This is a genomic window from Vibrio sp. 10N.286.48.F5, from assembly GCF_041469785.1.
GTDB lineage: Bacteria > Pseudomonadota > Gammaproteobacteria > Enterobacterales > Vibrionaceae > Vibrio > Vibrio crassostreae_C.
Genome location: NZ_JBFRLG010000012.1, coordinates 82,575 through 96,850 on the forward strand (window position 1 = coordinate 82,575; position 14,276 = coordinate 96,850).

The following is a 14,276-nucleotide window of genomic DNA, read 5'->3' on the forward strand; positions in this document are numbered from 1 at the left end:
CAGGTTTAGCTTCTATAACAGAGCCTAAGCAGCCGTAGAGGCGCCGTTTAAGACTTTTGCGCCGCGTAGCATAGCTTCGATTAATTCACCCGCGTTGAACTTCTCAAGCGCTTCATGCGCCCCCACCTGATTAGCACGGTCGACACAGATCTCACTGGACAGTGAGGTATGCAAAATACAGTAAGCGTGACTTAAAGCGCTGTCGTTTTGCACTTCAAATGCAAGCTCATAACCATCTAATCCCGGCATCTCGATATCACTCACCAGAAGATCAATGGCATTGCCAGCGCTGGCTTGGCGTCGCATTAGGTCGATGGCATCTAAGCCGTTGTTACATATGCTGTAAGGGATGTTGATGCTGTCTAAGGCATCAGATAACTGTTTACGTGCAATCAAAGAGTCATCCACTAATAAGATGTTCAATGCTTTGAGGCGTTCCCTTTCTACATCGGTCAGCATCGGGATATGAGCATTCTCATAAGCTGGGTAGATCTTAGAAAGCAGCAGTTCCACATCGAGCATTTGCACAATACGGTCTTCAAAACGTGTAATACCCGTTACAAACACATTGCGACCCACACTGGTGGGTGGAGATTCAATGCTCTTCCAGTCGCATTCAATGATTTTATCAATTGAACGAACCAAGAACGCCACAACTGTTCTCAAACAGTCAGTAACGATGAGTACACAATCTTGGTATTCAGCGGGTGTTATCGGACGGAAGCCAATCGCAGCGGACATATCAATCACAGGAACTGTAAGGTCGCGGATAGTCACTGTACCAATCACGTGATGATGGGAGTAGGGGATCTGAGTCATCGGCTGAAAAGGGACGATTTCTCTGACCTTAAGCGTGCCAATCGCAAAACTTTGAGTGAGGGACAACTTGAACATCAACATTCCCTGTGACTGACTCGCTTTACTGATCGGTTTGGCCATAAGTGGCTCCTACTTAATACGCGCTTAATTTATAAGGATTAATTTAAAGGGAAATGGAAGCCGCAGCAAGTCGCGATGCGGTTTTTAATGGCCTTTAAGGCAGTTGTTTTCGGTTATAGAGTGAAGAATAGCGGTTCTTGGGTTAAAATCACGCTAAATACTCGTTGTCGATGGTTAGTCGACAAGCAGACAGCAACAAACTGAGAATTATCATGGCAAGAACAGCAGCAGCGCTTCATATTCTGGTGAAGCATAAAGAACTAGCAGAAGACATCATGACGCAGCTTAAAAAGGGCGCTAAATTTCAAACGCTAGCGAAGAAACATTCAACCTGTCCATCTGGTAAAAAGGGCGGCGACCTAGGTGAGTTCAAAAAAGGTCAAATGGTGCCTCAGTTTGATAAGGTTTGTTTCTCTGGCGAGACGCTTGTACCACACCTTGTGAAAACAAAATTCGGTTGGCATGTGGTGAAGGTTCTTTACAGAACTTAGTCATAAATATGTGTTAGATTGAATAAAAGGAGCGTATATACGCTCCTTTTTTGTGACTTTTGTGCGCGTTTTAAAGCACTACGGTTGAGTGTTCATCCCAGACGTTATGCGATAATTGGTGCTACGCCCTCAACCATCCACCGTGAGTAATTGGTAGGAGGAGGAGGGTTTTTAATGAGTAACTCATATAATAAATGCCATTCTTGAGGAAATTTATTGCAGCTTTGCCTTTTAGCCTTTGCCTTTTCTAAAAAGCTGTAAACGAGTTTGGTAGGAGAACAACATGGAGAGTTCAGCTATGTTAAGCAAACCAGCGACAGATGTCATATTGCATGCCTTTGACTGGTGCTACGCTGACGTAATGAAGAACGCCCCACTGATCCAAGAGTTGGGTTATAAATCTGTTTTAGTATCACCGGCGATGAAATCGCTGCGCGGCCCTAAAGGTTGCGATCGAAATTCTGGTACTCAATGGTGGCAACGCTATCAGCCCCAAGACTATCGTGTGATCGATAATCAGTTGGGTGACACACAAGATTTTAAAGCGATGGTCGACACGTTAAAGCGACATGGGCTTCGTACTTATGTGGATGTGGTGTTTAACCACATGGCCAACGAATCGGGTATCCGCGGTGATCTAACGTATCCCAATCAGCAAGACATGGCGTCTTATCAAAAAGATGCTGACTATTATGAATCCATACGTTTGTTTGGTGACCTTTCTGAGCCTCTTTTTGATGAGAACGACTTCGTGGAAGCGTTTGGTATCAAGAACTGGAAAGACACGTGGGAAGTGCAAAACGGGCGTATTACCGGTGGCGCCAGCGATCCTGGCCTGCCAACGCTACTCGATAACGATAATGTGGTGGCACAACAAAGAGCCTACCTAAAAGCACTGAAAGAGATTGGTGTGAAAGGATTTCGCATTGATGCGGCAAAGCATATGACACTGGCACACCTACGCAAGGTGTGGACGGATGACATCTGCGAAGAAATGCACATCTTCGGTGAGATCATTACCGATGGCGGCGCGACAGAAGAAGAGTATGAGCTGTTCCTTGAGCCTTATCTTAAACACACTCGCTTAGGCGCTTACGATTTCCCGTTGTTCAACACCATCTTCAAAGCATTTGAAGAGCAGGGCAGCTTTAAGTCTTTGATTAACCCATACTGTTTTGGTCAGGCTCTGTCGAATATGCGAGCGATCACGTTTGCGGTCACTCATGATATTCCCAATAACGAGGTGTTTTTGGAGCATGTGATGGATGAAGTGGATGAGCGATTGGCTCATGCTTTCATTCTTGGTCGAGACGGCGGTGTGCCGCTTGTTTACAGTGAACTGAGCACCAGCGGTATTCTGGACAAGAGCGGTCAGCCTCGTTGGCTTAACGACTGGCAAGCGCCTTACATGAAAAGCATGATTCAATTCCATAACCATGTTCATGGCGAAGCGATGCGTGTGGTTGAAGCGAATGATGATTTGTTGGTGTTTGTCCGTGGCGATAAAGGCATTGTGGTGATCAACAAGTCGAAGCGAAGCAAAACAGCCTCATTAAATTGGACTGGTGCGGTAACCGATTTACTGTCGGATGATGTGTTTGAATGTGTTGGTAAGGATTTAACCATCAAGGTGGAATCGAACCAATGCATGATGTTAACGACGAATGAATTGAAGCCTGTCACGAGTTAACTTGGATAGACTAGAAAGAGAAGCCCCGCTTACTGGCAATCAGTAATCGGGGCTTTTTATTTTAAGCTATTGCTCGGTAACTAAACCAAATGGCGACTCAGCCAAACGGCAACTGAGCCAAACCTTGGTTAAACCGTAAACTTATTCAATAGCTCGTCTTGTTGGCGAACATTGTCAGTTTGCTGCTGCATTGCGGTATTCGCTTCTTGGGCCGCTGTTGATACTTGTGTTGAAAGGTCTTTGATCTTAACAGTGTTGTTATTGATCTCTTCCGCTACTAAGCTCTGCTCTTCTGCCGCTGAAGCAATCTGGATGTTCATATCTGAGATGCGTTGAATCGCGTCACGGATACGGTCAAGTGAAGAGTTCGCTTGCTGAGCGCGTTCAACGGCGTCAGTGGCTGTGTCTTTACTTTGGTTCATCGCGTTCGATACTGAGCTTGCACCCGCTTGGAGCTGCTCGATCATGTTGCGGATTTCCGTAGTTGATTCTTGAGTACGTTGTGCCAGAGTACGAACTTCATCGGCAACGACTGCGAAACCACGGCCTGATTCACCAGCACGCGCCGCTTCAATAGCCGCATTCAATGCCAGTAGGTTGGTTTGGTCTGCAATATCGTTGATTACTTTTAGAATTGTTTCGATGTTGGCTGTTGCTGATTCAAGTACTTGTACTTCGGCAACCGCTTGGTCGATACGTGCTGAAAGGTTATCAATCGCTTGAGTGGTGTCACTTACGACAGATGTGCCGTCTAGCGTTGCTTCGTCTGCTTCACGGGCTGCCGCTGCTGCGCCTTGAGCATTGTTTGCAACTTCAGTTGCAGTAACCGCCATCTCGTTCATTGCAGTCGCTAACTGTTCAAGCTCTTCCAGTTGGGTATTCATCGCTTTCGCTGATTCGCCTGCACCTTTAACCGTGATTTCAGTACCACGCTTAATTTCAACACCAATCGCTTTCGATTGAATGATCTGATTTTGCAGGTTTTCAGTAAAGGTGTTGAAGCCTTTCGCTAGGTCAGAGAACTCTTTGTCTGTGTTGGTATCTAGGCGCTTAGTTAAATCACCTTGACCGCTCGCCACATCTTGAATGGCTTGGTTAAGCGCATCCAGTGGACGCATTAACACACGAATCAGAACAGTCAGTGCAATGATGCTGAGAATAACTGCAATCAACGAGTAGATCATTGAGCTGTTCTTCAATTCTTCAACGGTTTGGAACGCGATCTCTTCATCGAGGATTGCACCTATATACCAATCTTCACTAGGGATGTGGGTGAAATTAACTAGGAACATTTTGCCGTCGACTTCAATTTCTTGAGAGCCTTCACGAATAGTCGCTTGTGGCATGTAGCTTGATAGCGTTTCACCGTTGTTTTTCGCATTTGGGTGAGCAATCGTGGTGCCGTCGGCTGTTACTAGGAACAGGTAACCCGCATCAAACAAGTTCACTTGGTTGACCAAGGTAGCAAGGTTCGTCAATTCTAGGTCGTAGAACATACCCGCAGTAAAGCGGCCGTTGTCTTTAACTGGAGTACCTACTGATATGATGACTTTCTTACTTGATGCATCCACATAAGGAGCGGTAACAACTAAACTGTTTTTGGATTTAGCATCAATGTACCAAGGACGAATTCGTGGGTCGTAGTCTGGACCGGCATCCCAACCATCATCATTTTCAATAACGAAACCGTTTGCTTCATAACCAAAACCAACCGCTAGGAAGCTGTTTTTAAGCTTTGGCTTTTCTAAGATTTCTTTAACGTAAGCGCGATCTTCAGGGTTGATCTCGATGACTTCAGTCGTCGATTGAGCCAACGCTTTCTTGGCGTTCATCTCCGATACGACGGTATTTTTCACGCCCGAGACCATCTCTTTCAGGCTCGCATTGACGTGGTTTTCTACTGCACTTCTTACAGTGTAAAGTTGTTGTATTGAAAGCAATGATACTGTCACTAGCAGCAAGGCTGATGATGCAGCAACCACCTTATGGCTAAATTTCATTGAGTTTTCCCCTTCTCACAGGCTTTGCGAAGACTAAAGTTAATCGTGTTTTTGTAATTATATATATCGACTAGATTGGATTTTACTTGAATGTAATTTCACAAAATAGACTACAAAAATACAACAACCTAAACAATGCAAAATTCACTAAAGCGCATATTTGTTGCTTTTAGTATTTGGTTCAATGAGTTGGGGAATGGGGCTAGACGGAGTTTAAGGAGGAATTAAGAATGTATTAATTTGATAGTTATGCGTTCAGTTTTCTATTAAAAAGAGGCGGGGTGAACAAACGATATGAAATCAAATGACATGCAGAGCTTATAAATTAATTGAACTCCAAATAATACTGTGTATATATTTTCGCAAATAAAAAGCCCCACAAAAGTGAGGCTTTATAAACTGAATCTTTATTGAGTTACATAAGTAGTATCTAATTTAGAATATTAGATGCGCTACACCAGCGATAACTGGAAGCGTAATTAACGTACGTAGAATAAAGATAATAAACAGTTCTAAGATGTTCACTGGAATCTTACTGCCTAGAAGCAGAGCGCCCACTTCAGACATGTAGATCAGCTGAGTTACCGACATTGCTGCAATAACAAAGCGAGTCATCTCGTTGTCGATAGAAGCCGCAAGGATTGCTGGGATGAACATGTCTGCAAAACCAACCACGATGGTTTCAGATGCCGCAACCGCTTCAGGAACACCAAGTAGCTCTAGGAACGGAATAAAAGGTTGACCTAGGAATGAGAATACCGATGTGTATTCCGCAATAACCAGTGCCATCGTACCAAGGCCCATCACCACAGGCAGTACGCCAAATACCATATCCACGGCGTTACGGATGCCTTCAGCAAATACTGACTTAGCTGACTTAACTTGTGATGCTTTGTTTACTGCTAGCTCAAGACCCCAAGAGAATGTTGAGTGACCTGCAGGGATCGCGTCAGCGTCTTTGTGCGGCTTGCTGCCATCAATGAAGGTGTCTTTCTTCATACTTAGTGGCGGAAGGCGAGGGATGATTACCGCAGCCACAATACCCGCTAGACAGATTGCTGCGTAGAAAGGCAGGAATAGGTGCTCTAGCTCTACTTGAGCAATAACCACAAGACTGAACGTGATAGAGACTGCAGAGAAAGTCGTACCAACTACAGCGGCTTCACGCTGCGTGTAGAATTTCTTCTCGTACTGTTTGCTTGTAAGCAGGATACCGACACTGCCGTCACCTAACCAAGAAGCCATACAATCGATAGCACTACGACCTGGCAGGTTGAAGATTGGGCGCATCACTTTACTTAGTAAGGTGCCAAACAATTCTAGTAAACCAAAGTTAAGTAGTAGTGGCAGTAGTAAACCTGCAAAGATAAATACTGAGAACAGTGTTGGAAGTAGGCCTTCTAGAACCAGACCACCAGTGTTTTCTTCCCAGATAAACTCAGGGCCTACTTGGAAGAAAGCCATGAATGCAGCAGCACCACCGATAAGACGAACCAACAACCACAGTGGAGATGGGTTGAAAAGGCCGTTTAAAAATGAATTTGATGTAATGAATGTAGGCTTAAAAATGGTGCTTAAAACTGAAGCTACAGACATGAAAGCAACGATCGCAGTGATGATAGGGACTAGATATTCACCGAAAACCGCTTGAATTGATTTGGCTAAGATAGCTACAGGGATGGTTAGATCACCTTGATAGCTGATTGGCGCCATGAAAAGGAATAAACCAATCAATGATGGGATTAAGAAAACCCAGAAACTGCCTTTAGATTTCTCTGTTTGAGCAGTATTCGTGTTGTTAGACATGTTATTGTTCTCGAATTTCTACACGTAAAAAAGCCACATCCTTGGCATTTTTATTCACTAAACGTCCGTATTTTCTCATTGGGTGCAAGATTACCCAGTATTAATATCGCTTGCAATACTATTCATCAAATATCGCTAAATATTCATACTGGTTACTCTGCAACGTATTAAGAGTTTAGAATAAAGTGTTGCGGATGTTACGTAGTTTGAGGTTATATTGCCAGATATTTATAAATTGACTGGGGTTTCAGTTCGATAGGTCAAGTATAACCAGTAGCTAAACGCAATAATGAAAGCAAAAGAGGCAGGGAAAGCCAATGCCAAGATTTCGAAGCGTTGGAACAGACAAGCGCCAATTAAGCCGCCAAACAGGAAGCCAACCACAATGAAAATTAGCAGTTTGGCTTTACGGCGGTCAAAAGGCATCCCCTTTAAGCGAGCGCCAATCATGATCCCAAGATCGGTAATGATCCCGCTCATGTGTGTTGTTCGAATGATTGCCCCGCTGTAAGTGGTGATCATCGCGTTCTGCAAACCACACGCGGCTGAAGCGAAATACTGACCTGAAGTATAGCCTTGCAACAGTGTCCACAGCGCCAAAAACAGCAATCCACCCTCAATACATAGTGCAACACCGTAACGGCGTCCTAACTTCAATGCTTGGTTTTCAATAAAGAACCCGCTGAACGCCGCACCTAACATGAAGCTCATGATCACCAATAGGAGGTGAACAGAAGCCGAGGTCGGTGTAAGCAGGCTACTGCCTAGCAAAGACATGGTGCCGGAGATATGGGAGATAGCTTGATGTTGGAAGCCAAGTAAGCCGATAGCATTAACACTGCCAGCAAGACCAGCTAACAAAAGGGCGCCGTATTCAACCCAGCGAGGTAACTTAGAAATCATGTGGTTCACCCTGGGTTAAATAGAGGAGCAAGATTATAACGCTAGACAAAAGATACGCTAGCGCTGTGAAGCGGTGATATTTGATCTTAGGCAACAGTATTGCAGTTTGTTTTAATACTGTTGCTATATAAAGATAACGGTCAATAACGAGATAAAGATAACGCTCAATGACGAACTAGTTGTAATGGCTCATTTGGTGGTCGAACTTAACCCAACCGTGTTTGCGTTCTTCATAAACCGAAAAGCTCGGCAGTGGGAAGTCTTGCTCTTTAAATAATCCGAGCGGGACGATATAAAAATCAGCGGCGGCAACCGACTGCAAAAGCATGGTGGTGCCACACTTGGGACAAAACTGATAGGTGACTTCATTACCCGTATCGCTGATGCGTGAAAAAGAGGTCACTTCACCGCTGAGTGTAACTTGTTCTATTGGGAACCGAGCCTGAACGCCGAACACACTTCCGGTGCGTTTCTGACACTCATAGCAATGGCAGACAGATGTACGTTGAGGTTCACCTCGGCATACTAGGTTGACTGCTCCACAGCGGCATTCGCAACTTCTGATATTTCTGTCTTTAATATGATTGATATCCATCCATGCTCCACTTCTGGTTAACCCTGTATTGATAATTATACTAAAGCCCTTTATGGTCTGCACAACTGGATGAAAACAAAAGAATATAATTGCCCATGAAAAAGAAAATCTTACCTATCCCTCTGATTCTACTGATTCCAATTGTCATGCTGGTTGTGGTGATAGTAGCGGGTATTTATCGCTTTAGCTTAAGTGATGAAGAGATCTTGGCGAAGTTTCCTTCTTCTCAAGTGAGTTATGACCCAGTCGTAGAAACCGTTTTTGATTTGAAGACGACCAATCCATGGACAATTAAAGTTCCTGAGACTAACGCCTACGCTTTTATCAATGAAGTTGATGAGCCTAGAGCCATCGCGTTTGGACGCTATGACTCAGGTGTTGAGCGCGGTGTGGTAACGGTAGACACCAATAATCTTTCAGCCGCCACGTTGGGCAAGGCGAGTTTCTTTGTCGCGCCGATGTGGATATCTAACCAAGGCAGCGGTGTTTTCTATTATCTAGGCCTGTTTAAGCATGACCAGCAACGAAGCCGTGTGGTGTTAGTCGACCAACTTTTACTGGGTGATCGTATACAAATTCAGACATTGGAGGTAGCTCAGCAGCCAGGTTCGCAATCACAGAATAAACTTACTGGGGAAGGTTTTATCGGCTTTACTCAGCATTCTGCGGAACAATCATTTGCAGAACCCCCTTCTGAAAAGGTGTTAATGAGTTTTTCTTTTGATACGCAATCAATTGGTAAGCAATAACGTTTTCGTGAATGTAAGGATCTGTTGTTTATGTGAGCCAAATTACATATTATCTTAGTTAGATGAATGAAATTTAGACACAGTTAGCTTTGTGTCCGCTTATTATTACAAATGGAGCTTGCGAATGATTAATAAACGTTTTTTTAAGACGAAAGATGAAGTTGAAGTGACCTTCGAGCTAGAAGCTCAGGAAGCGAACTCTGTATCCATCGTTGCTGACTTTCTTGATTGGAAAGCCACCCCAATGAAAAAACTGGCCAAAGGGAAGGTTTACAAGTTTAAAACTCGTCTACCTAAAGATGGCGAGTTTCAATTCCGCTACCTAGTTGATGACCAACAATGGGTGAACGATGCGAATGCTGACCGTTACATCCCAAATGAGTTTGGTGAAGACAACTGCTTAGTGTCGACGGTAAACGCATAATCTTTTCTTAAAACCAGCGACTAATTCGCTTCGTTTATTAATTATTCGAAACGGAATAACGTAAACCAATAGAAAGCAGAAACTAGCCGTTTCTGCTTTTTTATTTTTAAATTTAGCGGTTAATTTTATTTCTTATCTAGTGGCTCTTCATCTACGGCAACTCAATGACTTAGGCTAAGTTGGGAAGATTCACATCATATTATGACAATGCATTGATGATTTATGCGTTTGAAAAGCATATCCTATGCCTTTATATCGTAGAAAGACCTGTTTACCGTGTATTCAAAAATATTTCCCTCTCCGTTTGCTGAGCTTTCACCTGTAAAAAAAGTAGCTATTTTGGGACTGCCACTTATTGCTGCGATTGGTGTTGCTTTGCAATCGTCACAATCGGATCTGACGAAAACGATAGATCTTGATTTGCCCGACTCAACCGTTATTGAGTCAATTCTGTCACCATCTTCTGTTACCGTTATTGAGCCGCCGACATTTGAGTATCAAATTCAATCTGGCGATAACTTGAGTAGCATCTTCACTCAGCTTGGATTTTCTTACAAATCGATGATGAGCGTGATGGAAACCGATTTAAACTTCCTTGCGTTAGACACGCTTCGCCCAGGTAACACATTGCGTTTTTGGCGTGATGAAGCGACGGGCGACCTTTCCAAAATGGAACTTCAATTTAGTGTTGCAGATAAAGTGGTTTACCGACTGCTTGAAGATGGTACATACGAGTTTGAAGATATCTCTATTCCTGGTGAATGGAAGCAAAAACCTTTAGTGGGTGATATTCAAGGCAGCTTCTCTATGTCGGCGAACAAGGTTGGCCTGAGCAGTCTTGAGATTGACCATATTGTGACTCTTCTTAAAGATAAGCTGAACTTTAGCCGAGACCTACGTGCTGGCGATCAGTTTGAAGTGCTTCAAAAAGCGCAATATGTTGATGGTGTTGCAACCGGAAAACGTGAAATTGAAGCAATTAAGATCATGAATCGTAACCGCGTTGTGTCAGCATACTTACACACTGACGGACAATATTACGATGCTAATGGCGATAGCTTACAACGTGCTTTCCAACGTTACCCAGTGAGCAGTAGCTGGCGCCAAAGTTCTCAGTTTAACCCTAAGCGCTTACACCCTGTGACTGGCCGCATTTCACCGCACAACGGTACGGATTTCGCGACACCAATTGGCACACCTGTTCAAGCAACGGGTGATGGCAAAGTGATCATGACGCGTAAACACCCTTATGCGGGTAACTATGTGGTGATTCAACACGGTAGCACTTATAAAACGCGCTACTTGCACTTAAGCAAGATCCTTGTTCGTAAAGGACAAACGGTATCTCGTGGTCAACGTATTGGCCTATCGGGTAAAACGGGTCGAGTGACAGGTGCTCACTTGCACTATGAACTGATCGAACGTGGTCGCCCTGTTGATGCGATGAAAGCGAATATCCCAATGGCCGATTCTGTGCCTAAAAAGGAAAAAGCGACATTCGTAGCTGCTAGAGATGAAGCCGACAAGCTATTAAAGAAAGCTTTAGAAAAACAATCGAATAATAGCTAGCAGCTGACTATATGTCGTCAAGGTAACCGTTAGCTAGATGGTTGCGAGTAATGATGTAGCCTTTAAAGCCGTGAGTGCAGAACTAAATACTTAAATGTTTAGTGATACGCTCGCGGCTTTTTGATTTTAGGTTGAGGTAGTAAACGGCGTTTAGGCTAGAGGTTCTGAGTGAGTGACGTAGCTAACGATAGCTTCTGGTCGCATAGGTGGAGAGTAGAGGTATCCTTGAATTTTGTCACACCCCATTGCGTGCAGCTTTTCTAATTGCTCACGCTTCTCAACACCTTCCGCAACCAAAGATACATCGAGTCTATGGGCCAGTTGAACAATCAGCCATACTACGCTCTCTGAGGTCGAACTAGTTAACAAATCTCGAATAAAGGTCGCATCAATTTTAATGTAATCGATAGGGTAGCTGTGGATGTAGTTCAAACTGGAGTAGCCTGTACCAAAGTCGTCGAGTGCAATCGTGAAGCCTTGTCCTCTCAGAAAGTTAAGCGCGGATTTTGTCTCTTGTGTTGGCGATAACAGAACGGTTTCGGTTAACTCGATAACAAACTCATTCGCCTTAAAATGGTGCTGTTCAATGGTTCGAGTCAGGTAGGATATATAACGTTTCGAATCAGTAAGCTCGTGCGCAGAGCAGTTGATTCCAAGTTTAACCTTGTAGCCCAAGCCTTGCTCTAGTGTGGTTTTAGCGCGGCACACCAATTCAATAATGCGTTCACCTAATTCGACAATCAGCCCTGACTCTTCTGCCACTTGAATAAACTCTACGGGTGAGATGTCTCCATGTCTGGCGGTTTTCCAGCGAGTCAGTACCTCGAAATATTCCCATTGCGTTTCACCTTGACCCACAATCGGCTGTACCACTACGTACATTCCATTGCTGTCGGGGATATAGCTTTGTGAAATTGGGTTTTCCAGCTCACTTCGTAGCGCTGCGACTAGCTCGGTTTTTCTTTGGTAACGAACTCTTAAGTGAGTGTCATAACATTGAATATGAGTATCTTGGCTGTGTTTACACTCTTTAAGCGCCAAGCTGGTATTGAAGATGATTTGCTCAACGTCTTTGTTGTCTCCATCCGAACTGGCAATACCGATGCTGACGTCGAAATCTATCTTGATATCAACGCTACTGTAGCCCTGCTTAATTTTGGCCAGTATTTGTTCGCACACGGCTATCGGATCAGAATGGTAGGTGATGAAGGCGAACTCGTTGCCTGCAGTCCGGAAAGTCAGGTTGCTCTCGGGTAAGGTTCTCCGCAATGTTTCTGCGACAAATTGGAGGACTTTATCGCCAATATAATTGCCGTGCATGTCATTGATGGCTTTGAAGCTATTGATATCGAGTAAAGCCAATGTAAATGGAGTGACGCTCTGTTGAGTAATCGACTCTAAGGTATCTGATAGACAGCTTCGGTTGAGTAACCCGGTTAGGCTGTCGTGTGACACCTCATAACTAAGCTGATTTACAAGTTGTTCGGAACGATCGTTAAACCACATTTCACGCAAGGTGTGGATGATGATGTCGGCGAACAATTGATGGTGCTTTATCACGTCTTGTTGCTGATCAGGGCTAAGAGGCGAGGTGAACGTTGAAAACAGCACGCCCATCACTTCGCCACTTTGAGTTCGAGTCGGGATCGCGATGGAGTTTTGTGAGGTGATTTCCTGCCTAAATGCGGATGTTGGCAATGACTGGACGACGTACTGAGCAAACGAGCAATCTGGGTGTCTTTGGTTGACGGCTTGTTGGTAGATGTGACCATGGCGCGCATTGATTTTGTCATGCAATAAATGATCAGAATGGGCGATCACCAAAGGAACGGTTTGGTCAGGGAAGTACTTCTTCTCAATGATGCTGGTGTATTGAGTATCAAAGGTCTGATGTAAAGTAAGCACAGCTGACTCTAAAAGGTCGATACCTTCCAATTTCAGCAAACGGCCAATGCGCTCTGTGTCTATCATGCTATTGTGCGTATGTTGAGTCATAGCCACCACCCCTAGTTAACCAGATTCACTGTGTAAGCGGTATACGTATTATCTTGTATATGTGCGAACTTGTATAATCTATATGCGTCAAGTTTATTATTGACCGTGTTGTATAACTTTTCAAATTAAAACGTGACTTATTTCACAGAGCTTGCGTGCTACGCTCTTTGTCTAGCCTGTCTTTCAAATGGTCCAAAAATAACTTGGTTCGCGTATGTGAGTAATCAAGCTTAGGGTAGTACGCGTAAACCATCACTTCGTCGGCGGTAATATTTGGCAATACTGGAACTAATGTCCCTTGCTTTAGATCCTCTTTGATCATCGCTTTGATGGTTAACAGTACGCCCATTCCTCGCTTGGCGGCATGAAACAAAGCCTCAGGGTTGGTGGTCGCAAAGTTACCGTTCAAAGTGATGCGCTGTCCTTTAGTTAGCGTGACTTCACGAATAGGACGCTCTCCCCATATTAAGGAGTTGTGCTGCTCTAAGTCTTGCTCGTTGATGGGATAACCATGTTTAGCCAAGTAACTTGGTGCGGCATAAAAGCTAGCTTTGTGTTCGAACAGTGGTGTTTTCTTGAAGCTTAACGAGTTGAGTTGTTCCAGTTCACGACTGATCACCAGGTCTAAGCCAAGCTCAGGTAATTGACCTGGCGTGGTGGTGATAAGCTGTACTTTAATGTCTGGATACTTTTCTAAGAAGTCGTCCATGTATTGCACGAGAAACTTAGAACCAACAGCAATGGTTGCGCCTATCTTTAGTAGGCCCGCAGGCGTTTGGTTAACCGATCGGGTTTCATCAATAATCGATTGCCAATTATCGAGCTGATCCTTGGCTCGCAGATAAAAGAGAGCCCCCGCTTCGGTTTGGCTGATTGAGCGCGTGGTGCGCTTTAATAGTTGAGTGCCGATACGTTCTTCTAACCAGTTCACTCTTTTGCTGATCGCTGAGCTGGTGGTATTGAGTTTACGCGCTGCGCCATTGAAGCTGCCTTCTTCCACCACTTTTACATAACTTTTTACGTTAAGAATCCAATCCATATTATTTCCTGTTGGGACTTAATTAAATTCCAATTTAGCTAATTATCAATTATTGGTTTTGAATGTAAACTCATCT

12 protein-coding genes are annotated in these 14,276 nt (G+C 44.1%); 5 read left to right on the plus strand and 7 right to left on the minus strand.

The features are described from left to right. Positions 1-24: 24 nt before the first annotated feature. Positions 25-939: a chemotaxis protein gene (locus tag AB4185_RS09315; RefSeq protein ID WP_017062751.1), complete on the minus strand. Its 915-nt coding sequence runs from the start codon at positions 937-939 to the stop codon at positions 25-27. Between the two features lie 170 nt (positions 940-1,109). Between AB4185_RS09315 and ppiC the strand changes: the two genes are divergently transcribed. Both ppiC and AB4185_RS09325 read left to right on the plus strand, forming a co-directional pair. Next, a complete protein-coding gene (gene ppiC, locus AB4185_RS09320; protein ID WP_017630085.1) occupies positions 1,110-1,430 on the plus strand; it encodes a peptidylprolyl isomerase PpiC in 321 nt (106 codons plus the stop codon). A gap of 283 nt (positions 1,431-1,713) precedes the next feature. Further along, the gene (locus AB4185_RS09325; protein ID WP_017062749.1) at positions 1,714-3,120 is read left to right on the plus strand and encodes an alpha-amylase family glycosyl hydrolase; all 1,407 of its coding nucleotides are present in this window, start codon (positions 1,714-1,716) and stop codon (positions 3,118-3,120) included. Between the two features lie 128 nt (positions 3,121-3,248). Here the strand turns inward: AB4185_RS09325 and AB4185_RS09330 are convergent, their stop codons facing one another. The 4 genes from AB4185_RS09330 to AB4185_RS09345 all read right to left on the minus strand — a co-directional run bounded on the left by AB4185_RS09330 (position 3,249) and on the right by AB4185_RS09345 (position 8,487). Beyond that, a complete protein-coding gene (locus tag AB4185_RS09330) occupies positions 3,249-5,120 on the minus strand; it encodes a methyl-accepting chemotaxis protein (RefSeq protein WP_372116390.1) in 1,872 nt (623 codons plus the stop codon). 435 nt (positions 5,121-5,555) lie between these two features. Further along, positions 5,556-6,926 carry a YjiH family protein gene (locus AB4185_RS09335; protein ID WP_372135370.1) on the minus strand — a complete coding sequence of 457 codons (1,371 nt, stop codon included), beginning with the start codon at positions 6,924-6,926 and terminating at the stop codon, positions 5,556-5,558. A 228-nt stretch (positions 6,927-7,154) separates the two neighbouring features. After that, on the minus strand, positions 7,155-7,829 hold the full coding sequence (locus AB4185_RS09340) for a YoaK family protein (protein WP_017062746.1): 675 nt from the start codon (positions 7,827-7,829) through the stop codon (positions 7,155-7,157). A 175-nt stretch (positions 7,830-8,004) separates the two neighbouring features. Then, complete coding sequence (locus tag AB4185_RS09345) at positions 8,005-8,487, minus strand: GFA family protein (protein ID WP_170926836.1); 483 nt, start codon at positions 8,485-8,487, stop codon at positions 8,005-8,007. A gap of 32 nt (positions 8,488-8,519) precedes the next feature. On the opposite strand from AB4185_RS09345, the gene AB4185_RS09350 reads away from it, so the two are divergent. The 3 genes from AB4185_RS09350 (at position 8,520) to AB4185_RS09360 (ending at position 11,166) form a co-directional block, all read left to right on the plus strand. Beyond that, positions 8,520-9,173: a hypothetical protein gene (locus AB4185_RS09350; protein WP_017064322.1), complete on the plus strand. Its 654-nt coding sequence runs from the start codon at positions 8,520-8,522 to the stop codon at positions 9,171-9,173. 124 nt (positions 9,174-9,297) lie between these two features. Continuing rightward, entirely contained in the window at positions 9,298-9,597 is a 300-nt protein-coding gene (locus tag AB4185_RS09355) for an isoamylase early set domain-containing protein (protein WP_009845720.1), read from the plus strand. Between the two features lie 276 nt (positions 9,598-9,873). Continuing rightward, the gene (locus tag AB4185_RS09360) at positions 9,874-11,166 is read left to right on the plus strand and encodes a peptidoglycan DD-metalloendopeptidase family protein (protein WP_372135371.1); all 1,293 of its coding nucleotides are present in this window, start codon (positions 9,874-9,876) and stop codon (positions 11,164-11,166) included. Positions 11,167-11,316: 150 nt separating this feature from the next. On the opposite strand, the gene AB4185_RS09365 is transcribed toward AB4185_RS09360, so the two are convergent. Both AB4185_RS09365 and AB4185_RS09370 read right to left on the minus strand, forming a co-directional pair. Further along, positions 11,317-13,161, minus strand: a complete 1,845-nt coding sequence (locus AB4185_RS09365; RefSeq protein WP_372135372.1) for a putative bifunctional diguanylate cyclase/phosphodiesterase — start codon at positions 13,159-13,161, stop codon at positions 11,317-11,319. 142 nt (positions 13,162-13,303) lie between these two features. Continuing rightward, positions 13,304-14,200 carry a LysR family transcriptional regulator gene (locus AB4185_RS09370; RefSeq protein WP_102332670.1) on the minus strand — a complete coding sequence of 299 codons (897 nt, stop codon included), beginning with the start codon at positions 14,198-14,200 and terminating at the stop codon, positions 13,304-13,306. Positions 14,201-14,276 lie beyond the last annotated feature (76 nt).